The 20,979-nt window shown below is 57.2% G+C and carries 16 protein-coding genes; 5 read left to right on the forward strand and 11 right to left on the reverse strand.

Annotated features, from left to right (window positions below):
- Positions 1 to 40: 40 nt before the first annotated feature.
- The 4 genes from metH to J0X15_RS00745 all read right to left on the reverse strand — a co-directional run bounded on the left by metH (position 41) and on the right by J0X15_RS00745 (position 6,731).
- Entirely contained in the window at positions 41 to 3,769 is a 3,729-nt protein-coding gene (gene metH / locus J0X15_RS00730; RefSeq protein WP_206937358.1) for a methionine synthase, read from the reverse strand.
- 32 nt (positions 3,770 to 3,801) lie between these two features.
- On the reverse strand, positions 3,802 to 4,716 hold the full coding sequence (metF, locus tag J0X15_RS00735) for a methylenetetrahydrofolate reductase [NAD(P)H] (RefSeq protein ID WP_206937360.1): 915 nt from the start codon (positions 4,714 to 4,716) through the stop codon (positions 3,802 to 3,804).
- A gap of 3 nt (positions 4,717 to 4,719) precedes the next feature.
- A complete protein-coding gene (locus J0X15_RS00740; protein ID WP_206938253.1) occupies positions 4,720 to 5,730 on the reverse strand; it encodes an ArsR/SmtB family transcription factor in 1,011 nt (336 codons plus the stop codon).
- Between the two features lie 119 nt (positions 5,731 to 5,849).
- A complete protein-coding gene (locus tag J0X15_RS00745) occupies positions 5,850 to 6,731 on the reverse strand; it encodes a LysR family transcriptional regulator (protein WP_206937363.1) in 882 nt (293 codons plus the stop codon).
- 93 nt (positions 6,732 to 6,824) lie between these two features.
- Here J0X15_RS00745 and J0X15_RS00750 point away from each other — a divergent pair, with 93 nt between their 5' ends.
- Positions 6,825 to 7,118 (forward strand): hypothetical protein, encoded by a 294-nt coding sequence (locus J0X15_RS00750; protein WP_206937366.1) that lies wholly within the window; start codon positions 6,825 to 6,827, stop codon positions 7,116 to 7,118.
- Positions 7,119 to 7,181: 63 nt separating this feature from the next.
- Here J0X15_RS00750 and J0X15_RS00755 read toward each other — a convergent pair whose 3' ends face one another.
- From J0X15_RS00755 to J0X15_RS00765, 3 genes are all read right to left on the reverse strand, one after another.
- Positions 7,182 to 8,267 (reverse strand): DUF2336 domain-containing protein, encoded by a 1,086-nt coding sequence (locus tag J0X15_RS00755; protein ID WP_206937368.1) that lies wholly within the window; start codon positions 8,265 to 8,267, stop codon positions 7,182 to 7,184.
- Between the two features lie 339 nt (positions 8,268 to 8,606).
- Positions 8,607 to 10,793: a catalase/peroxidase HPI gene (katG, locus tag J0X15_RS00760; RefSeq protein WP_206937371.1), complete on the reverse strand. Its 2,187-nt coding sequence runs from the start codon at positions 10,791 to 10,793 to the stop codon at positions 8,607 to 8,609.
- Positions 10,794 to 11,223: 430 nt separating this feature from the next.
- Positions 11,224 to 12,774, reverse strand: coding sequence for a catalase (locus J0X15_RS00765; protein WP_206937373.1), 1,551 nt, complete (start codon positions 12,772 to 12,774; stop codon positions 11,224 to 11,226).
- Positions 12,775 to 12,877: 103 nt separating this feature from the next.
- Between J0X15_RS00765 and J0X15_RS00770 the strand changes: the two genes are divergently transcribed.
- Complete coding sequence (locus J0X15_RS00770; protein WP_331461855.1) at positions 12,878 to 13,795, forward strand: LysR substrate-binding domain-containing protein; 918 nt, start codon at positions 12,878 to 12,880, stop codon at positions 13,793 to 13,795.
- A 110-nt stretch (positions 13,796 to 13,905) separates the two neighbouring features.
- Positions 13,906 to 14,526, forward strand: a complete 621-nt coding sequence (locus tag J0X15_RS00775; protein WP_206937376.1) for a class I SAM-dependent methyltransferase — start codon at positions 13,906 to 13,908, stop codon at positions 14,524 to 14,526.
- 285 nt (positions 14,527 to 14,811) lie between these two features.
- On the opposite strand, the gene J0X15_RS00780 is transcribed toward J0X15_RS00775, so the two are convergent.
- Entirely contained in the window at positions 14,812 to 15,459 is a 648-nt protein-coding gene (locus tag J0X15_RS00780; protein ID WP_206937378.1) for a helix-turn-helix transcriptional regulator, read from the reverse strand.
- Between the two features lie 408 nt (positions 15,460 to 15,867).
- Here J0X15_RS00780 and J0X15_RS00785 point away from each other — a divergent pair, with 408 nt between their 5' ends.
- Positions 15,868 to 16,182, forward strand: coding sequence for a DUF2293 domain-containing protein (locus J0X15_RS00785; protein WP_206937380.1), 315 nt, complete (start codon positions 15,868 to 15,870; stop codon positions 16,180 to 16,182).
- Between the two features lie 38 nt (positions 16,183 to 16,220).
- Here the strand turns inward: J0X15_RS00785 and J0X15_RS00790 are convergent, their stop codons facing one another.
- Positions 16,221 to 16,859, reverse strand: a complete 639-nt coding sequence (locus J0X15_RS00790; RefSeq protein WP_231710230.1) for an MOSC domain-containing protein — start codon at positions 16,857 to 16,859, stop codon at positions 16,221 to 16,223.
- A 197-nt stretch (positions 16,860 to 17,056) separates the two neighbouring features.
- Between J0X15_RS00790 and J0X15_RS00795 the strand changes: the two genes are divergently transcribed.
- The gene (locus J0X15_RS00795; RefSeq protein ID WP_206937383.1) at positions 17,057 to 18,418 is read left to right on the forward strand and encodes a hypothetical protein; all 1,362 of its coding nucleotides are present in this window, start codon (positions 17,057 to 17,059) and stop codon (positions 18,416 to 18,418) included.
- 57 nt (positions 18,419 to 18,475) lie between these two features.
- Here the strand turns inward: J0X15_RS00795 and J0X15_RS00800 are convergent, their stop codons facing one another.
- A complete protein-coding gene (locus J0X15_RS00800) occupies positions 18,476 to 19,033 on the reverse strand; it encodes a pyridoxamine 5'-phosphate oxidase family protein (protein WP_206937385.1) in 558 nt (185 codons plus the stop codon).
- Positions 19,034 to 19,167: 134 nt separating this feature from the next.
- Positions 19,168 to 20,820 carry an energy-dependent translational throttle protein EttA gene (ettA, locus tag J0X15_RS00805; protein WP_206937388.1) on the reverse strand — a complete coding sequence of 551 codons (1,653 nt, stop codon included), beginning with the start codon at positions 20,818 to 20,820 and terminating at the stop codon, positions 19,168 to 19,170.
- Between the last annotated feature and the right edge of the window lie 159 nt (positions 20,821 to 20,979).

A 20,979-nucleotide genomic window follows, 5' to 3' on the forward strand; every position in this document is an offset into this window, starting at 1 on the left:
GCGGAGCCTTCAGAATGGCGGCAAAAAACGGTCACTGCGTTTATTCTGCAGCGACGCGCCTTGCAGGATCATAGTTGAGGATCGGCGCCAGCCAGCGTTCTGCCAGCTCGACAGTCCACTCCTTGCGGCTGGCATAATCCTCGATCTGATCACGCTCGATCTTGCCAACACCGAAGTAGTGGCTTTCCGGGTGCGAAAAGTAGAACCCCGAGACTGAGGAGCCAGGCGACATCGCAAAGCTCTCTGTCAGTCGAATACCGGTCTGGGCTTCCGCATCAAGCAGCTTGAACAGGGTTTCCTTTTCCGTGTGATCCGGCTGTGCTGGATAGCCCGGAGCGGGACGAATGCCTTGATACTTCTCTTCGATCAACTCTTCGTTGCTCAGAGTTTCGCTGGCGCCATAGCCCCAGAGTTCCTTGCGGACGATCTGGTGCAGTTTCTCGGCAAAGGCTTCAGCCAGCCGGTCGGCGATGGCCTGGCTCAGGATTTTATTGTAGTCGTCGTTTTCCGCTGCATAGCGCGCTGCAAGCTCTTCTTCACCGTGCCCCGCGGTCACCGCAAAGCCGCCAATGTAGTCGGCAATGCCGGACGCTTCGGGCGCAATGAAGTCACTCATGGCAACATTTGAACGGCCGCCCGCCTTGCGCACCATCTGCTGGCGCAGCGTATAGAGCATTGCCTTTTCGCTCTGCCGGGTATCGTCTTCGAAGAGAACGATGTCGTCGCCGCGTGCAGCAGCAGGCCAGAGACCAGCAACACCACGCGCTGTGAGCAACTTCTTCTCGACGATTTCATCCAGCATCCGGCGTGCGTCATCAAACAGCGAGCGTGCAGCTTCGCCGTAACGATCATCTGTCAACACCGCCGGATAACGGCCCTTGATTTCCCACGTGGAGAAGAATGGTGTCCAGTCAATGACAGGCACCAGTTCCTCGAGTGGGAACGCGTCAAACGCCTTTGTGCCAAAGAACGAAGGCTTGATTGGGGGGATGCCGGCGAAGTCCGGTTTCAGACGGTTCTCCCGTGCGGAGATGATCGACACACGTTCGCCACCACCACGTGAGCGGGCATGCTCTTCGGCGATGTGGGTATACTCTTCGCGGATCTGAGCATAGTAGGGATCGCGACCGCCTTCACTCAGAAGCTTGGAGACAACGCCGACTGCCCGGCCAGCATCGGTGACGTAAATCGCCTGACCACGGTTGTAGTTGGGATGGATCTTCACCGCCGTGTGGATACGGCTTGTCGTTGCGCCACCGATCAGCAGCGGCACATCCAGGCCTTCGCGCTCCAGCTCGGATGCGACGTGGCACATTTCGTCCAGAGACGGCGTGATCAAGCCGGAGAGACCGATGATGTCGACCTTATGGTTCTTCGCCTCTTCGAGGATGCGAGCCGAAGACACCATTACACCAAGGTCCACGACTTCGTAGTTGTTACACTGCAGCACGACGCCGACGATGTTTTTGCCGATGTCATGCACATCGCCCTTCACCGTCGCCATCAGGATCTTGCCGTTGGACGACATACCGGTGATGCCAAGCTCTTCCTTTTCCTTCTCCATGAAGGGCATCAGGTAAGCCACAGCCCGCTTCATAACGCGCGCGGACTTTACCACCTGCGGAAGGAACATTTTCCCGGAGCCGAAAAGGTCACCGACGACGTTCATGCCGTCCATCAGCGGGCCTTCAATCACATGCAGCGGACGATCGAACGCCTGACGCGCTTCCTCCGTATCCTCTTCTACATAATCGGCAATTCCGTTGACCAGCGCATGCTCCATGCGCTTGGCAACGTCCAGCGTTCGCCAGGTGAGGTCAGCTTCCCGCTTCTTGCCGCCCTCGCCTTTCCAGCGTTCAGCAGCTTCGAGCAGATTGTCAGTCCCGTCCGGCGTGCGGTTCAAGACCACATCCTCGCAAAGGTCGCGCAGTTCCTTGTCCAGCTTGTCATAGACAGCCAGCTGCCCCGCGTTGACGATCCCCATGTCCATGCCCTTGGCAATAGCATGGAACAGAAAGACCGAATGCATTGCCTCACGGACGCCTTCGTTCCCGCGGAAGGAGAACGACAGGTTGGAGACACCACCCGACACATGAGCATGCGGCAAGTTCTGACGGATCCAGCCGGTCGCTTCGATGAAGTCATTACCGTAATTGTTGTGCTCTTCGATGCCCGTTGCGACGGCAAAGATATTCGGATCGAAAATGATGTCTTCAGGCGGCAACCCGACCTGCTCAGTCAGGATCTTGTAGGACCGCGCGCAGATCTCGATTTTCCGCTCGTAGCTGTCAGCCTGACCTTTTTCGTCGAAGGCCATGACCACAACAGCGGCGCCATAGCGGCGGACAAGCGTTGCCTGTTCGATGAACTGCGCTTCGCCTTCCTTCATGGAAATGGAATTCACCACCCCCTTGCCCTGAATGCACTTCAGGCCGGCCTCAATGACAGTCCATTTGGAACTGTCGATCATGATCGGCACCTTGGCGATGTCCGGTTCCGCAGCGATCAGGTTGAGAAAGGTGACCATGGCCTCTTCAGAGTCCAGAAGCCCCTCATCCATGTTCACATCAATAATCTGCGCGCCGTTTTCCACCTGGTCACGTGCGACGCTCAAGGCGCTGGCGTAATCATTTTCCTTGATCAGACGACGGAAGCGCGCTGAGCCAGTCACGTTGGTCCGCTCACCGACGTTGACGAAGTTCACTTCGGGCGTCAGCACGAAAGGCTCAAGACCAGACAAGCGCATATGAACCGGAATATCCGGAATTTTGCGAGGTGCAAGCCCCTCGACCGCTTCAGTGATCGCACGAATATGCGCCGGTGTTGTGCCGCAACAGCCGCCGACCACATTGACCAAACCGGCCTCTGCGAAATCGCGGATCAGGCTCGCCATGTATTCCGGGCTCTCGTCGTATTCCCCGAACTCATTCGGCAGACCGGCATTCGGGTAGGCACAGACTAGCGTGTCGGAGATGCGCGAAAGCTCATCAACGTGAGCCCGCATTTCCTTTGCGCCCAGCGCACAGTTCAAGCCGATGGTGATTGGCTTAGCATGGTTGACCGAATTCCAGAAAGCTTCCGGTGTCTGACCGGAGAGTGTCCGTCCCGACAGATCCGTGATCGTGCCAGAGATCATCACCGGCAACTTGTAGCCAATTTCCGCGAAAACCTCATCGATGGCAAACAGAGCTGCCTTCGCATTCAAGGTATCGAAGATCGTCTCGACAAGAATGATATCGGCGCCACCAGCGATCAAGCCACGCACAGCCTCCGCATAGGCAATCCGCAGAGTATCAAAGGATACAGCACGGAACCCCGGATTGTTTACATCCGGCGAAATCGACGCAGTCCGGTTGGTCGGCCCCAGCGCTCCGGCGACATAGCGCGGCCGCGAGGGGTCTTTCGCGCTGACCAGATCGCAGGCCTCACGGGCCAGGCGCGCGCTGACTTCATTCAGCTCATAGGCCAACGCCTCCATGCCGTAATCGGCCTGGGCAATGGTGGTGGAGGAGAACGTGTTGGTCTCGACGATATCGGCACCAGCTTCCAGGTAATCCACATGGATCTGGCGGATCACATCCGGCTGGGTCAGGCTCAGAAGGTCATTGTTGCCCTTCACGTCCTGCGCCCAGTCGGCAAACCGCGCACCGCGATAATCCTCTTCGGAAAACCGGTGGTTCTGGATTTCCGTACCCATCGCTCCATCAAGAACGAGGATGCGTTTGGCCGCGGCGTTCCGCAGGTCGTCAAACAGGTGACTCTTGCTCATTTCGTGGGTCCAGCCCTTCAATTCTGTCCGCTTCAGGCGGCCTCTTGTCCGTTCTCATCACCGCCCAGGCCGAGCTGTCGGCATAGTGCGTAGGTCAGATCGGCACGGTTCATTGTGTAGAAGTGGAAATCCGTAATGCCGCGGTCCACCAGGTCCATCACCTGTTCGCAGGCAACACCGGCTCCCACCAGCTTGCGCGTATCCGCATCATCATCCAGTCCGGCAAAGCGACGGGCCAGCCAGTCGGGGATCGTGGTACCACAGTTTTTCGAGAAGGCGACTGTCTGATGGAAGTTCTGGATCGGCAGGATGCCAGGAACCACCGGAATGGTAATCCCCGCCTTACCCAGATGCTCCAGATATTGCTCAAACAGATCATTATCGAAGAAGTACTGAGTGATGATCCGGTCTGCACCCGCATCCACCTTGCGCTTCAGATTGTCGATTTCCACCGACCAGTCTCGACTTTCAGGGTGGCGTTCCGGATAGCCGGAAACGGACACATCGAAGTTGCCGATTTTCTTCACGCCAGCAACCAGATCGGCCGCATAAGCGTAGCCTTCCGGATGCGCTTCATAAGGAGTGCCAATGCCCGACAAAGGATCGCCGCGCAGCGCCACCAGATGCCGCACGCCCATGTCCCAATAATCCTGAACAATCCCGTCGACTTCCGACTTGGCCGCCCCGACGCAGGTCAGATGCGCTGCCGGAAGCATCCCCGTTTCCTTCAGGATCCGGTCCACGGTCCTATGGGTCCGCTCACGCGTCGACCCGCCCGCACCATAGGTGACGGAGACGAAAGAAGGCTTGAGAGCCTCCAGACGCTGAACGGTCGCCCATAGCGTCTCAGCCATTTTGTCCGACTTCGGAGGGAAGAATTCAAAGGAGGCAGTGATATCGGGCCCGGTCTTCTCACGGGAGCGGCGACGGGTGTGTGCTTCGCTCATGGCTCAGGCAACCTCTCGGTTCGGATCGACCACGGGCATGTCGGTGATGACACGCTGATCTCGGGCCAACCACAATGTGACTGTCAGTTTTTGGGTTTCTTGCGCCGTAGGCGCCAAATCGGTGACCTGTTCCAATTCCAGGTCTAGTCCTTCAAGCCAGCGTTGCATCTGCTCATGGGCAAAGCCCAATCGCCGATGCGCGTGCTCATCGCGCAGGAACTCCAGTCCATGCGGCGCAAAATCAATGATCAGAAGCCGCCCACCGGGACGCAGCGCGCGTGCTGCCTCAGCCAAAGCACGAGCAGGCTCATCGAGGAAATGCAGCACCTGATGCACCGCCACGACATCGAAAGAACGTGGCGGCACGCTCAAGGCATAGATATCGCCGTGACGCACCTGCGCCTTGCTCAGGCCGTTGCGCGCCAGATTGGCACGTGCCACGGCCAGCATGTCATGCGACGCGTCGATGCCAAGAGCCGTCTCGTAACGACTGGAAAGCAACTCCAGCAGACGTCCAGTTCCTGTTCCAAGATCAAGGAACGAACGGAAGTCCGCATCCCCAAGCGCCCGTAGCATGGCCTCCTCAACTTCGTGATCCGCCGCATGAAGGGAGCGTTCCTGATCCCAGGTCTGGGCTTTTGAAGCAAAATAAGTCGCGGCCTCTTCGGCCTTGGCTTTCCGCAGAGCCTCAAAACGCGCCTGATCGGCAATCAGCACCTCATCGTGCTCGCTCAACCGGGCGACCAGATCCCGGGCGAACGCACCTTCAGCACCTTCCGACAGCCGGTAATAGACCCAGGAGCCTTCCGGATAACGCTTGATCAGCTGCGCTTCGGCAAGAAGCTTCAAATGCCGGGAGATGCGCGGTTGGCTCTGACCGAGGATCGCCGTCGCATCTTTCACCGTCAGCTCGCTCTTCGCCAGCAAGGCCACCAGCCGCAAACGGGTTTCCTCCCCCACAGCCCTGAGGGCTGCGAGGCCGGTCTCCATGGAAAATGTTCCTTGCTCTGCCATTGAGCGTCGCGCCATCCGTGTGTTCGAAATTCGATATAAAGATATCTTTATACGAAGACAAATCACACTTCAAGCCCATCTCCCAACTCTTCGTCCAAAGCTCCTTCGGAAGACGCCGCTCAGTCAGACGCTGCTTGTCGGCCCAACCAGTCCAGCAGCACTTGCACCTTTGCCTTGCCTCGCCCGCGCTCTGTCACGATGGCCCCAAACCCTTTATCGACGGTGTGAAAGCCAAAAGGCGCTACAAGTCCCCCTGTCGCCAACTCCTCAGCCACCAGGCGCCGTTCGCTCATGGCCGCGCCAAGTCCGGCGACGGCCCCCTCCAATGCCAGAAAGGTATGCGGATAGGTTTGCTCCTGATCAGCAGACACCTGCACTCCGGTCAGCGCGCTCCAGGCATCCCACGTCCCCGGCGCCACCTGTTGCAAATAACGCTTGGCGCAATGATAACCCACGCCATCCTGCACAAGCTCAAAGCCCGGTGCATGCACCGGGCCGAACGCCACGTCTCCAAGCCGCACAATATCAGAACGGGTATAATATCCCTCGATCCAGCTGAGCCTATCAAAGGTCAATGCCACGTCGATCTCATGGTCCGGAATGATCTGGGAACCGGTCATGCGGAAGCTCAACTCCATTCCCGGCACTTCGAGGTAAAGGCTCGGCATGCGTGGGATCAGCCACCGCATCGCCAAAGTCGCACTAAGCCCGATCTCAATTACCTGCTCTTGCCCCTTCAGGCGGATCCTATCTCGCGCCTGTGCCAGCCGGTCCAGTGCCCCCGAGACGGATTGAGCGAACTCTTCCCCCTCTCGGGTGAGCCGGATGCCGACCCCTTCCTTGCGAAAAAGCGCGACACCCAGGTCTTCGGCCAGCGTTGCGATCTGCTTGCTGACAGCCCCGTGAGTACGACCCAGCTCTTCCCCTGCCGCTTTCACCGAACCAAGCCGGGCCACGGCTTCAAAAGCCGGCAAAGAAGACAGAGGAGGAAGCCGCCGCATCAATACGTTCCTTTTGCTCACCAATAGGAGGAAATTACTCGATTTCCAGAAAGCCTGAACTGGCGCATTCTGCAAGTCAAAAGGAGACCTGAAATGGCACTACCATTAAGAAAAGAAAACGATTCACAACCAGTCCTTCAACAGGCCAAGATACTTTCATTCCCGATTCGGGCCTTACAGGGCAGATGCGATGAGAAGAGCTTTCCTCACGAAACTCGGCAACCGGACATGCTCGTTGGCCATCTGAAGGTCTGGCGGCAGCGGCATCTGAAACGACGACTTCTCCGGCAAGAACTGCGGGATCAGCCCACCTCGGTGGTGCTGGATGCGGGATACTCTCCCAAAAGCCTCGCACAGGAACTCGCCAAACCGTTCTGGAGGGCCTGAGTAAACAACAAAAAACGGCAACCCGTTTCCAGGTTGCCGCTGTGAATTCATACAGGAAAACAGTCAGTTAATTGAGATTCCGTTCCAAAGCGCCAACTTTTGGCGCGCGTCGGAAATGCTCATCCGATCGAAGGCTGCCACCGCATTGCGACGCTCAGCCGGTGACAGGCGATGACGCCATGGTCCGATATTCAAAAGCTGATTGACAGTGATAGATGTCAGGCCATTGGCACGCGCCACCACAAGGAACGGTTCCGGATCCGGACGCACCATCCAGTGTCGAACCTCTTCCAACCCGCAATGTGAGATCCAGGCGAAAGCAGCCACAACCTCTGCGAACCGGTCTTCGTTGGCAAAGCGTCGCAAGGCACTCTCGTTGATCATTCCACGTTTCGCCAGAACAAGCACTCGGTTCTGCGCCGTCTCGAAATCGTAACGGCCAAGCCAGTACTCGTTGCTCATGTTCAGTGCCAACGTATCGACAGCTTCGCTCAAGCGGCTTGCTTCTTCAGGACGCCCGCGCTGGAGCAGCTTGCACCGCACCTTGTCTCCCGCCACTGAGATCAGCTGATGGATATGCCCATCGGCAAGATCCAGACGATCGCTCAGGATTTCCTGCATGCTGGCATCGGAGGCTGCATCGTGAATCAGAGCGCAAAGAGTGCCGTCATTAAAGAGAGCGCCAGCATTCTTGGCGACCGTTCGGCGCACCAGGATGTCCCCACGTCGCACCAGAACATCGGTCACTTTCTCGGAAAGAACCTCCCTCTGGGCAATGGCCATCCGATGTCTGTCGCCCTGACGGTCCGCGATCGACACAAGGTCCAGATCACGCAGCATGGGGCTGTCGCGCAAGATCGGAGCCGCAACCTCAATCTGATCGCCTGCCAGCAGTCGCAGTGTCTCTTCCGGTCCACGACGAAGCTGAGACATCTTCTCGGCCACAAACTGTCGAACCTCCACTTCAACCATCCCCACAAGGCGATAGAGCACCTTGTCATAGGTATCGACCTGCTCAGCGGAACAGCGGTCGGATGTATAGGAGAAAAGGGTCGCGACCTGACGCGCCAGCTCGGAGGAGCGAGAAGCATTCTTCTCTGCGTCCAGGGCCTTGAAGTTGACCAATTCGGTTTTCATCGCTTCAGTCATGTTGGCATCCACATTCGATTACTTTGTGCCGAGAATGCCTGCGAGCTTTAAAGAAGCCTTGAACCAGAAAATACGGAATAAAATTAGATTCATTTAAATATTTCATAGAACTGTTCGAAACCCCGATAAAAAAGCCTTAAACTATTGTTTTCGTAATGATAATTCACGAGCAAGAATGCATAGAACGCCCTAATTTCCGTTCGGGAAATCGTTAAAAAATCACGGGAGAACCTTTATGTGAAATCACTCGCCGCAACCGGAGATCGGCATATTTCCTAAGCCAGGAAACAAAAAGGGCGACCTCTCGGCCGCCCTCTCTGATGTCAGTGGATTTGAAGCTTAAGCTTCGAGATCGAAGCGATCGGCGTCCATCACCTTGGTCCAGGCTGCCACGAAGTCGTGTACGAACTTTTCCTTCGCATCATCCTGCGCGTAGACTTCCGCATAGGCTCGCAGTACCGAGTTTGAACCGAACACAAGATCCATCCGGGTCGCCGTGAACTTGACTGCATCCGTCTTGCGATCACGGATTTCATACAGGTTCTTGCCAGCCGGCTTCCAAGTGTAAGCCATGTCAGTCAGCGTCACGAAGAAGTCGGTCGTCAGAGCACCTTCGTTGTCTGTGAACACGCCGTGCTTGGATCCACCGTGGTTGGTGCCGAGCACACGCATGCCACCGACCAGAGCCGTCATTTCATGCGCAGTCAGACCCATTAGCTGGGTGCGGTCCAGCATCAGCTCTTCCGGGCTGACGACATAGTCCTTTTTGACCCAGTTACGGTAACCGTCGTGAATTGGCTCCAGCGAAGCGAAGCTGGCTGCGTCGGTCATCTCGTCGGTGGCATCGCCACGACCCGGAGCGAACGGAACAGTTACCTCGACGCCAGCAGCAGCGGCGGCCTTTTCCACGCCGACGCTCCCCGCCAGAACGATGGTGTCAGCAATGGAAGCACCGAATTCAGCCGCCAACGGCGCCAGAATACCGAGAACCTTCGCCAGACGGGCAGGCTCGTTGCCTTCCCAATCTTTCTGAGGAGCCAGACGGATACGGGCACCATTGGCACCGCCACGCAGATCAGATCCGCGGAATGTACGGGCACTGTCCCATGCCGTGGATACCAGCTCTGAGATCGTCAGACCGCTTTCGGCGATCTTGGTCTTCAGGCCACCAATGTCGTAGGTGGTGGTGCCAGCTGGAACCGGATCCTGCCAGATCAGGGTTTCCGTCGGCGCGTCCGGACCATAGTACCGAACATTCGGCCCCATGTCGCGGTGGGTCAGCTTGAACCAGGCGCGGGCAAAAGTGTCGTTGAAGTAAGCCGGATCAGCCATGAACTTTTCACAGATGGCGCGATAGGCCGGATCCATCTTCATGGCCATGTCGGCATCCGTCATCATCGGCATACGGCGGATCGACGGATCGGTCGCGTCCACCGGCATGTCTTCTTCTTTGATACCGATCGGCTGCCACTGCTGGGCACCTGCAGGGCTCTTGGTCAGCTCCCATTCGTACCCGAACAGCAGCTCGAAATAACCCATGTCGAACTTGGTCGGTTCGGTCGTCCAGGCGCCTTCAATACCGGAAGTCACAGCACCGCTGGCCTTGCCGGCCTGATGCGGGTTGGACCAGCCAAGTCCCTGATCGGTGATGTCCGCAGCTTCTGGCTCAGCGCCGAGAGCTGCAGCATCGCCATTACCATGTGCCTTGCCGACAGTGTGACCACCAGCGGCCAGCGCTGCGGTTTCTTCGTCGTTCATGGCCATACGGGCAAAGGTCTCACGCACCTGAGCAGCCGTTTTCAACGGATCCGGAGTGCCATTGACACCTTCCGGATTCACATAAATCAGACCCATCTGAACGGAAGCCAGCGGGTTTTCCATGGTTTCCGGCTTTTCTACGTCGTCGTAGCGGTTATCGGACGGCGCAAGCCATTCCTTTTCCGCACCCCAGTAGACGTCCTTTTCCGGATGCCAAATGTCTTCACGACCGAAGGCGAAACCAAAGGTCTTCAGACCCATGCTTTCATAAGCAGCTGTCCCGGCCAGGACGATCAGATCGGCCCAGGAGATCTTGTTGCCGTACTTCTTCTTCAGCGGCCACAACAGACGACGCGCCTTGTCGAGGCTGACGTTGTCCGGCCAGGAGTTCAGAGGCGCAAAGCGGATGTTGCCTGTGCCACCGCCACCGCGGCCATCAGCCAAACGGTAGGAGCCGGCAGAGTGCCAGGACAGCCGGATCATCAGGCCGCCGTAATGGCCCCAGTCAGCCGGCCACCATTCCTGGCTCTCGGTCATCAGCGCATGCAGGTCGGTCTTCAGCGCGGCAATGTCGAGCTTCTTCAGCTCATCGCGATAATTGAAGTCTTTGCCCAGCGGGTTGGTCTTGGTGTCGTGCTGGTGCAGAATGTCCAAGTTGAGCGCGTTCGGCCACCATTCGGTGTTTGTCGTGCCGGTCGCAGTCATGCTGCCGTGCATGACCGGGCACTTGCCCGAACTGTCATTCACTTCTTTCAGCTTGGCGTCCATCTCTCTCTCCGATATTCTTTCAAATTGTCTTTTTGGGGCTATAGCCTGCGCGCTCATCTCCCGAACGCATACGCCACCCTCTGCGCGCCGCCAGACCGCACTTCTGTGAGCACCTGTCCCTGGCAAGCGAATCCTATGGACCTTGTAACTGACTTCCGTGTGACGTTGCTATCGGCAGCATCATTGCGGAAGTTCGCAAGGCATCCTGCGTTTCACTGCAGGTTGGGCACACTATGACGAGAGAGATTGATCAGGTCCAATTGTATTGATTCTAAACTGTGATCAGTTTTTCTGATTACGAGCAGTCCGCCTGAAATGAGGCTTTTATCGCAGTGGCCATTCAAAGAACGTGAATCGGAGAAATCACGCCAGAGGCAATTCGCAAAAGAAGGGCGATCATGCCGCCCCTCCTCTTGATCCAATACCAGCCTTATTCGGAGGCAATTGTGGGTTCGTGCGGGGTCTCGTCCCCGGCCTCATGCGGTGTATCACCCGTGATCGGCAGCCCGTTCGGATCGTAGCCCGCCTCAGCGGACTTCTCTTCCCACTTGGCCCGCACACCGGCTTCATAATCCGGATGCACCTGTTTCAGGTGTCCCATCCAGCGCTCGACGATCTCGGTTGGCACGCCAACAAGAGCGCCACCCATATTGCCGTGCAGCCGGTCACGTTCATCCTGGGTCATGACCTTTTCATACAGCGCCCTTGGCTGACTGTAGTCATCATGACCAGTGCGGTGATCGTAACGCTCCGCATCACCGGAAACGCGCAGCGGCGGCTCCTGAGCATCGCGCTGCTCGACCGGACCATTGAACGAGTTAGGCTCATAGTAGGCGTTCGGATTTCCCGTCTTCATGCCGCCATAAACATTCATCTCTCCATCCTTGTGGTAGTGATGGACGGGACATTTCGGCCGGTTCACTGGAATCTGGTCATAGTGCGTGCCCAAACGATGGCGATGGGCATCTGCATACGAGAAGATACGCGCTTGCAGCATCTTGTCAGGCGACCAGGAAATACCCGGCACAATATTCGATGGCGCAAAAGCAGCGGTCTCCACCTCAGCGAAATAGTTTTCCGGATTGCGATTCAGCTCAAAATAGCCAACGTCCATCAACGGAAAATCCGCATGCGGCCACACCTTGGTCAGGTCAAACGGATTGAACGCGCAGTTCTCCGCCTCCAGTTCCTCCATCACCTGGATCTGCATTTTCCAGCGTGGAAAATAGCCATCCTTGATAGAATTGAACAACTGCTCCTGATAGCCTTCGCGCGTGCGCCCGACGATCCGTTCGGCCTGCTCGTTTGTATAGGTTTTGTTGCCCTGCTCGGTCTTGAAGTGGAATTTCACCCAGTAGCGCTCGCCCTTGTCATTCCACAGCGAATAGGTGTGCGATCCATAGCCGTTCATATGCATCGGCGATACTGGCAAGCCACGATCCGACATGAGGATCGTCACCTGATGCAGGCTCTCCGGCGATAGTGACCAAAAGTCCCACATGGCCGTCGGCGAGCGCATGTTTGTCTTCGGATGCCGCTTCTGTGTGTGAATGAAATCCGGGAACTTGTAGGCATCGCGAATGAAGAACACTGGCGTGTTGTTTCCCACCAGATCCCAGTTGCCCTCTTCTGTATAGAACTTCAGCGCAAAGCCACGCACGTCGCGCTCATGATCGGCTGCGCCGGATTCGCCGGCAACCGTTGAAAACCGCGCCAACATTGGCGTTTCAGCGCCTGCCTGCAAGGCCTTGGCCTTGGTGTATTTGGACAGATCGGCGGTGATCTTCAGTACCCCGTGGGCGCCCCATCCTTTGGCGTGGACTGTTCGTTCTGGAATACGCTCGCGATTTTGATGCGCCAGCTTTTCCAGAAGCTGATAATCCTGCATGAGGAGCGGGCCACGCTCCCCTGCAGTCACGGAATCCTGATTGTTTGGCCACGGCGCTCCGGACGTCGTCGTCAATTTTGGATTGTTGCTCATGAAGGTCTCCTTTCCCATTCTCTCAACAGAAAGACGGCTGGGCGGAGCAATCGTTCCTATAACAATTGATTGTATTGATTTACCAACTTGATCAGTTATTCTGATGATCATGATCTCCTTGCGCCAACTTCGCTATCTCGATGCCCTCGCCTCGCATTTGCACTTCCGCAAGGCAGCGGAGGCTGTCGCTGTGTCACAGCCCGCCTTGTCCATGCAGATCAAGGATCTGGAGCAAGACCTCGGGGTAAAACTGTTTGAGCGCTTGCCCAACATGGTACGGCTGACCCGCGAGGGTGAGGAAATTGCAGCCCGTGCCCGCGCCATTCTCACAGACGTTCAGGATCTGACGGATTTTGCCCGCCAGGCGGCAAAGCCACTCTCGGGCCCATTGCGCCTCGGTATCATTCCGTCCATCGCCCCCTATTTGCTGCCGCGTATCCTGCCTGTGTTGACCAGTGCACATCCTGACTTGCGCCTTACTATTCGCGAGACCATGACCCAGGCCCTGACCGGCGAACTGCAGGAGGGTAAGCTCGACGCCGTCATCATCGCCCTGCCGACGGAAAACGCCGGTTTCATTTCCGAACCCCTGTTTATCGATCGCTTTCTGCTGGCCCGCGAAGCGACGCCCGGCAGGGATCCTGCCCACCGAGTTCATCCCAAAGAGCTGGAGAGTGAAAACATCCTGCTGTTGGAAGAAGGCCACTGCCTGCGCGATCAGGCCTTGAACTACTGTCAGAACATTTCGACCGCCGGTGGCAACACGCTCGGCGCCACATCGCTTGCCACGGTCATGCAGATGGTTGCCGCCGGCTACGGCGTCACTCTACTTCCAGAGATTTGCGCCGACTTCGAAGTTCGCGACGACCGCGTCGCCCTGCAGCGCTTCGCAGACCCTCAGCCTGCCCGCACAGTTGGCCTCGTTTGGCGCAAATCCTCCCCCCGCGCTCAGGATTTTTCGATCCTGCTGGACACCTTGCGGGAAACAGTCGGCAAGGCTGGCTGTCGTTTGGCAGGGTAATGTAGCGATGCAAGCTCGCGGCCTCTGAAATCTCTCGCTACAAGCACCACACCACCTTTCTCGACATCACCACCATTCCAACAAAGCACCCAGGCCGAAAGACCCCGCCAATGTCCCAAGACGCCATCACAGGCTATGAGCAAGTTGATGAAAGCTGGATCAAGGCAACGGAAGCCATCGATCCAACAAAGCTTTACGCGTATGTGCTCGACCTGTTTCCAATAAACTTCAAGGGATTGAAGATACTGGATCTGGGGGCTGCGTCCGGGCGGGATGCAGCCTGGCTCGCGGCACAGGGGGCTCGCGTGACGGCAGTGGAACCAGCTGAGAACCTCCGCTCTGCCGGACAGAAGCTTCACCGGGGCATCCCAATCACCTGGCTCGACGACCGCCTGCCGGATCTGGAAAGTCTCGAAGATGGCAACCTGTTTAACCTGATCCTGGTCACCGGCGTCTGGCAACATCTCGATGAAGCTGACCAGGCCTTAGGATTCCAGCGGCTTGCCCAGCTGCTGCGGTCCGGTGGACGGATCATCATGGCTTTGCGCCACGGTGCACCGGCCAATCATCACATCAATTTCCCAATCGAAACAGACGCTTTGCTGAGCTGGGCCAACGCACTTGGACTAAGAGTTTTACGCGCCAAGGCCGCCCCATCTCAAGGTGACTGGAACAAGGCAAACGGCGTCTCCTGGACCTGGCTCGTTCTGGAAAAACCCGCAGCCTCCTGATTTTCGCGTTTACCACCAGCCCGAAGAGCAAGGCCTCAAACGTACGGAACAAACGAGCTTACATACCTGCATGGCTTCAGGCTCACCGATCCCGCATCTCCGCTTTCGTTGCGTGCGGAATAACGGTCGAGGATCTCGTGTCTGAGAGCATCATCAGCCACTGTCTACCTGCCCACTCTTCGTTATCCCGTCAAAGCGCAGCGCTGAGTTGGGATCGGTGAGCCGAAGGGCCGCTTGGTGGGCCCGCAATGCGATGCGACACGACTACGCGTCACCATCAATAGTTCAGGCGGCAGCCAGGTTCTTCTGGCGCACCTTATAGACACAGCGATGGTTGCCGCTGAGAAGATGCTCGGTGCGTTGCAGCTCAACGCCGTCGCCCAGAACATCCTGAAAGAGGCGCATCTCGGACCTGCAGAAGCCTTGGCAAGCACTGGCGGCAGCGCAGATGGAGCAATGGTTTTCAATCAACAGGAAGCTTGATGCCTCCCCTTCCACCGGCAGCACCTCGGCCATATAGCCTTCGCTGGAACGAAGCTCAGCCAGCGCCTGAAGCTTGGCCTCAAGGTCGGGCTGATCGGAGACCGCCTGTGTATAGGCCACCTGCATCTCCCTCTCCCGGTGTGTAATCAGCGCTTCGACCCCCGCCTCCCCGTGCTGGGAGCGCAGACCGTCCAGCAAACTGAGGATCAAGCGTGAATGGTTGTCGGGAAACTGCTGATGACCGGCTGATGTCAGCCGCCAGATGCGCTTGGGGCGCCCGACCCCCGACTTCACGTCCCGAAATTCCACCACACCTTCTTGCTGCAAGCTGTCGAGATGTTGGCGGGCTGCCACAGCTGTAACGGACTGGCCCTTCGCCAGATCCGCAGCAGTTTGTGGTCCGGAGGTTTTGAGGGCCGTCAAAAGGCGCGTTTTGGTTCGATCAGACATGAGCTCTTGTAGCATGCACGCCCTCATAAAAAAAGTTTTTGCTTTTCATATTGCCAGGCACGGAGAAGCCTGCGCAGAATTAGAAAAGAAAAAACTTATCTAATAGGAGAACGTCATGCCCTGCCCGTCATCAGCAGGAAGCGAGTTCAAGTCGCTCTGCGGTCATCTGCGCCCTGGTGGCACTTTGGGCTGGAGCGCCCGTCTCTTTAAGATCATCAGGGCATACCTGAGAGCCCGTACAGGTCGCAGGGCCTTTCAGTCTCTGCCGCCAGATCTGCTGGAGGACGTGTTGGGGCAGGATGCTGCGCGACACTATCTTCAACAGCGGAAAAACACCCTGGCACACTGGACATCAATCCACGGCCGGTCGAGGCTGACGCTCAGAAATACCAATTTGAAACGGATAAGATGAGCGGAACCAAACGTCAGAAGGACATGCGCAAGGCCCTGCGAGCCCTTCTTCCCCGCGTGCCCATGGCTGACGCGGAGCCTATTCTGGAAAAAGCCTTGGCAGCACATTTGCGCCATTTGCCCCCGTCTATCGCCATCTGGCAGGCAACGACGTCCTACATCCGCCATGTCCATACCGATTATGACCAGCTTCTGGACGATGACTATGACCGGGACTCAGCCCGATTCTTCGTCGTCGACGACATGAATGATGTGCTGCTGGGGTGGGGCAGCTCTCGACAGTTGGAGCTGGAAGAAGAGCCTGGAAGTTGACCTGCCCCCCAACCCGCTCCACTGGCATACCAAGGAGCCTAGGACTCCGGCTGATATATCCATTGCTCGGGAATGTGCGCCGTCACCTCTTCACCAGGTAAAATCGTACCCGGTTTTTCCACATAGCCGACAAGCCCGCGCAGGCGCCGGGCGAGCTTTGGAAAAGCAAGGTCCAAACCACTTCGGTCGGCAAACTGGGCCGCAATCGACTTCCCGGCACTGCGGCAAGGGACATTGTCACCATCGACCCGCACAACAGCACCGCCGGCAAACACTAGGCGTGTCCGCGGCGGGATCAGACTCAGATGCGGCATTCCTTCAATGACGATGTTTCCACCAATCCACCCCGCTTCCAGCCGGTCGATATCCATCCGTTCAGCAATAAGCCCAAGTTCGTCTGGTGCCAGAATCGAAAGTTGACGCTCGTTGCACATCTCCGTACCGCGCGGATAGTAGGGCTCGCGTCCGCCAGAAAAGCGTGAGAATCCGCCATGCCGATCCCCGGTTATGCCCTCCAGCCCCAGCTCAAGGCTATCGCACGCAAAGGTGTTGAAATCATCAGGCTTGGCTGTTTGCAACACCTCCGCCACGCGCCCGACGAGGCGCCACGCCGGAATAATATTCAACGCACCCAGCGCGGCATCCATATCTTTGGAAGACGCATCGACAACACTCATTCGGGAGGCTCCTCAGTCGGCTGACTTTTGCCTGTTCTACCCCCTTGTTCCTCCGTCTGAAAAGCCAAACCTCGAAATAGCCACATCATCACCCTGAACTAAGAGATGTATTTTCAAGAACAGTCGCATCACCGATCACGCCAAACCCTGCTGAAGCGTCCTATCGAGGATGTAATGCTGGACAAGGAGCTTCTCGGATGACGATCACCATTTCCCTCAAGGATGATAGCGGCCTCGGCGACGTCGCCTCAGCCTGGGTTGCCGGCTGGATCAACGCCTCTTCGGACAATTTTGCCGTCCTCCAGCCCGACGGCACATTCGTGGTGAAAACCCCGCTCGCCACGACCGTACCGTTTCTCAAGGTCTCAACGCTTCCCAACCTCACGCTGAACGTTGCAACCAATGGCAATGATCGACTGCTTTTTGTTATTGCTCCAAACCAGCCGACGGCTCTGACAGTCAGCAGCAAAGCACCCGTCGCCTACACGCAATATCCCTCGCTTGTGACACCTGGCGTTGCCGCTCCCGGTCCATTTGATGTCTTTGAATTCGGGATGAATGCCCAACTCGACCTGAGCGCCGTCAGCGGCTTCGGCCTAAACCTGCGTTTCTCGACATCCGACACGGAAGGGGCTGGAGCTTCAGCAGGCGAGGAGAACCCATCAACCGACTATGGCGTTCGAGAAAGCGTCTCGAGGGCGCAGATAGCAAAGGCGTTCAAGGCATTTGTCGCTCAGGAAGCGGAGGCCTACCCGCAAGCTGCAGGTTACAGTGAATTGCTTTATGACAAGGCCCTGTCCGGCGGGAGTTACACCCCGCCATTGATCGACAAACAGTATTTTGCCATCTGCGATCCCAACGACATGCTGGCAAGCAAGTCGCAGAATTATACCGTGACGACGGATGACCCGCTGGAAGCATTCTGGGACAGCACCTTGGCTGACGTCTTCAAGGCCGGCAACATGCTCAGCATCAATCTGGGTTCAGCCGCCGTCCCGAATATTTATTCAGGAAGCTGTGCGCCCGCAACCAATCCCATGACAAATTTCACCACGACAGCATTCAGCCTGAGCAACGGCGTCGACAGCTATCAGTTCTATTGCCCGATCCCAGGACTTCAGAGTGCGCAATATGTCTTCCAACAAGCCTTTGGCGACCTGACACCGGCAGGCAGCAGCGGCGACGCCGGACTTCTGCAGGATTGCATCTGGGAAGCGATCTGCCGCGGTGTTGCCCTGGCCGGAGTGGCTGTCGCAGACATCAGCCTGACGGGCGACAGCGGCTTCAGCACCACCGCCTGGAACGATGCCTCAAGCTGGTATCCGGCCGGAGCGCCAACCCATGTCTACGCCAAGTTCCTGCATTGCAGCGATGCACAGGGCAACGACTCGCGCCTGTCCGGACAACAACCGATCTTTTATGGTGGGGCAGCCTACGGTTTCAGCATGGATGAGAACCCCATCGGCCCCTACTCAGGCCCCAATGTACCGTCCAAGACGATTGGCAACATTTCAAGCGGAACGGTTACAGTAACTCTGGGCGCCTGGAGTTCATCCTGAGCTCTGTTCGGTTCTCTGGTCGAGCTTGAGAGCCCGCGTTTATGACGCGGGCTGGCTTTAGCTGTCTTCAAACATACCGCTCGGAAATCCATCGAGACTGGTCTGGTTATTGAGTCTTTGGTAGGCTTCAAGTTCCTCCGCCGACTTCGCGTTTGACCAGTTCTCAAGGGACGCGCGCTCGTTCTGGTAGTCAAAAAGCGGCACGCCATAGCCACAGGACGTCTGCACCAGATCAAAATCAATCCGGACAATCTGTCGGGCGCCCGAGGGCTCTTCGCCGCCATAGGCCGATGCCAACAGATCCTCATAAGCGGCACTGCCCCTCGACAGAACCTCCGCCGTCCCGAACAGTCGAAGGATCGACGGCGGACCTTCAACAGCGCAAAACATGATCGTTATCCGATTGAGCTGGCGAATGTGAGCGGCCGTTTCGTTGCCGCTGCCGGTGCGATCCAGATAGGCCGCCTGATTGGGACCGAGTACGCGAAATGAAGTTGTTGGTCGTGGCGAAATATTCACGCGTCCGGAAGGCGCCGCCGTAGCCGTGAAAAAGATATGCTGCCGTTCGATCCAGTCACGCAAGCCGTCCGACAGGGTCTCAAACCGTTTGGCCATAAAATGTCTCCCTCTTGAGGCCCACAGAGTGCTCCGGAGGAATGTCCTGGTCAATTTCCAAAAACTCAACTGATCAAAAACAAAAACCCCGAAGCGCTGCTCCGGGGTTTTCAAATCGCTCAACTTTCAAGCCATTACCGTGTCAGCGGCTTGTACTTGATGCGACGCGGATCGGCGGCATGGGCACCGAGGCGACGGACCTTGTCCTTCTCGTAGTCTTCGAAGTTGCCCTCGAACCATTCAACATGGCTGTCGCCTTCAAAAGCGAGCATGTGTGTGGCGAGGCGATCGAGGAACATACGGTCATGCGAGATGACCACGGCGCAACCGGCGTAGTTTTCCAAGGCGTCTTCGAGAGCCGCCAGGGTTTCCGTATCCAGATCGTTTGTCGGCTCATCGAGCAACAGCACGTTTGCGCCCTGTTTGAGAACCTTGGCCAGATGCACACGGTTACGTTGACCACCGGAGAGATCGCCCACCTTCGCCTGCTGGGCTGGGCCCTTGAAGTTGAAGGATGAGCAATAGGCCCGGGAGTTGATTTCCTTGTCGTCGAGGTAGATCACCTCTGCGCCACCGGAAATTTCCTCCCAGACGTTGTTGTCTGGGTTGAGAGCATCGCGCGACTGGTCAACATAGCCCAGACGCACACTCTCACCGACGATGACCTCGCCTGAATCCGGCTTTTCCCGGCCAGTCAGCATCTTGAACAGGGTCGACTTACCGGCACCGTTCGGGCCAATCACGCCAACAATGCCACCACGTGGCAGCTTGAATGACAAGTCGTCGATCAGCAGGCGGTCTTCGAAGCCCTTGGAAACACCTTTTACCTCGATGACGTTGGCGCCAAGACGCTCGCCGACCGGGATCAGAATCTGTTCGATGGACGGTACCCGCTCTTCCTGAGCCGACAGAAGATCATCAAACGCCTTGATACGTGCCTTGGACTTGGTCTGACGGCCTTTCGGCGACATGCCCATCCACTCGCGCTCGCGGGCGATAGCCCGGTTCCGGGCCATGTCTTCGCGGCCTTCCTGGATCATGCGCTTGGACTTCTTCTCCAGATAGGCGGAGTAGTTGCCCTCGTAAGGAATACCCGACCCACGGTCGAGTTCGAGGATCCAGCCGGTGACGTTGTCAAGGAAGTAGCGATCATGGGTGATGATCAGTACGGAGCCCTTGAACTCGCGCAGGTGGCGCTCCAGCCAATGCACGGTTTCAGCGTCCAGGTGGTTGGTCGGCTCATCGAGCAACAGAAGGTCCGGCTCGGACAGCAGCAGCTGACACAGCGCGACACGGCGGCGTTCACCACCAGAGAGGTTGGCGACGCCTGAATCGGACGGCGGGCAGCGCAGAGCTTCCATCGCCATCTCAACCTTGCTGTCGAGGTTCCACAGGTCTTCGCTGTCGATGATATCCTGAAGCTTCGCGCCTTCATCGGCGGTCTCATCAGAATAGTTCATCATCAGTTCATTGTAGCGATCGACGATGGCCTGCTTGTGGGCAACGCCCTCCATGCAGTTTTCGAGAACCGTCTTGCTCTCGTCCAGCTTCGGCTCCTGCGGCAGGTAGCCCACGCGGGCACCTTCGGCAGCCCAAGCTTCACCCTGGAAGTCCGTGTCGAGACCGGCCATGATCTTGAGCAGGGTCGATTTACCGGCGCCGTTCGGGCCCAGAATACCGATCTTGGCGTCCGGATAGAACGACAGATGAACGTTATCGAGGACCTTCTTGCCCCCGGTGTAGGACTTGGACAGTCCGTGCATGTGATAGATGAATTGGCGCGCCATGGGGCTCCGCGTCTCCGTCGTTTGAAACTGTCGGGATTCTTAGGATTTCTGGCCGGAGTTTTAGGCGAGTTTGGATGCCGGGGCAATGGCAGCCGACAATATTTGCATCGGCATCCAAAATGACTCTTCAGCCACCGGACCTGTTTCATCAGACCCACC

Source organism: Roseibium limicola, assembly GCF_017313085.1.
GTDB lineage: Bacteria > Pseudomonadota > Alphaproteobacteria > Rhizobiales > Stappiaceae > Roseibium > Roseibium limicola.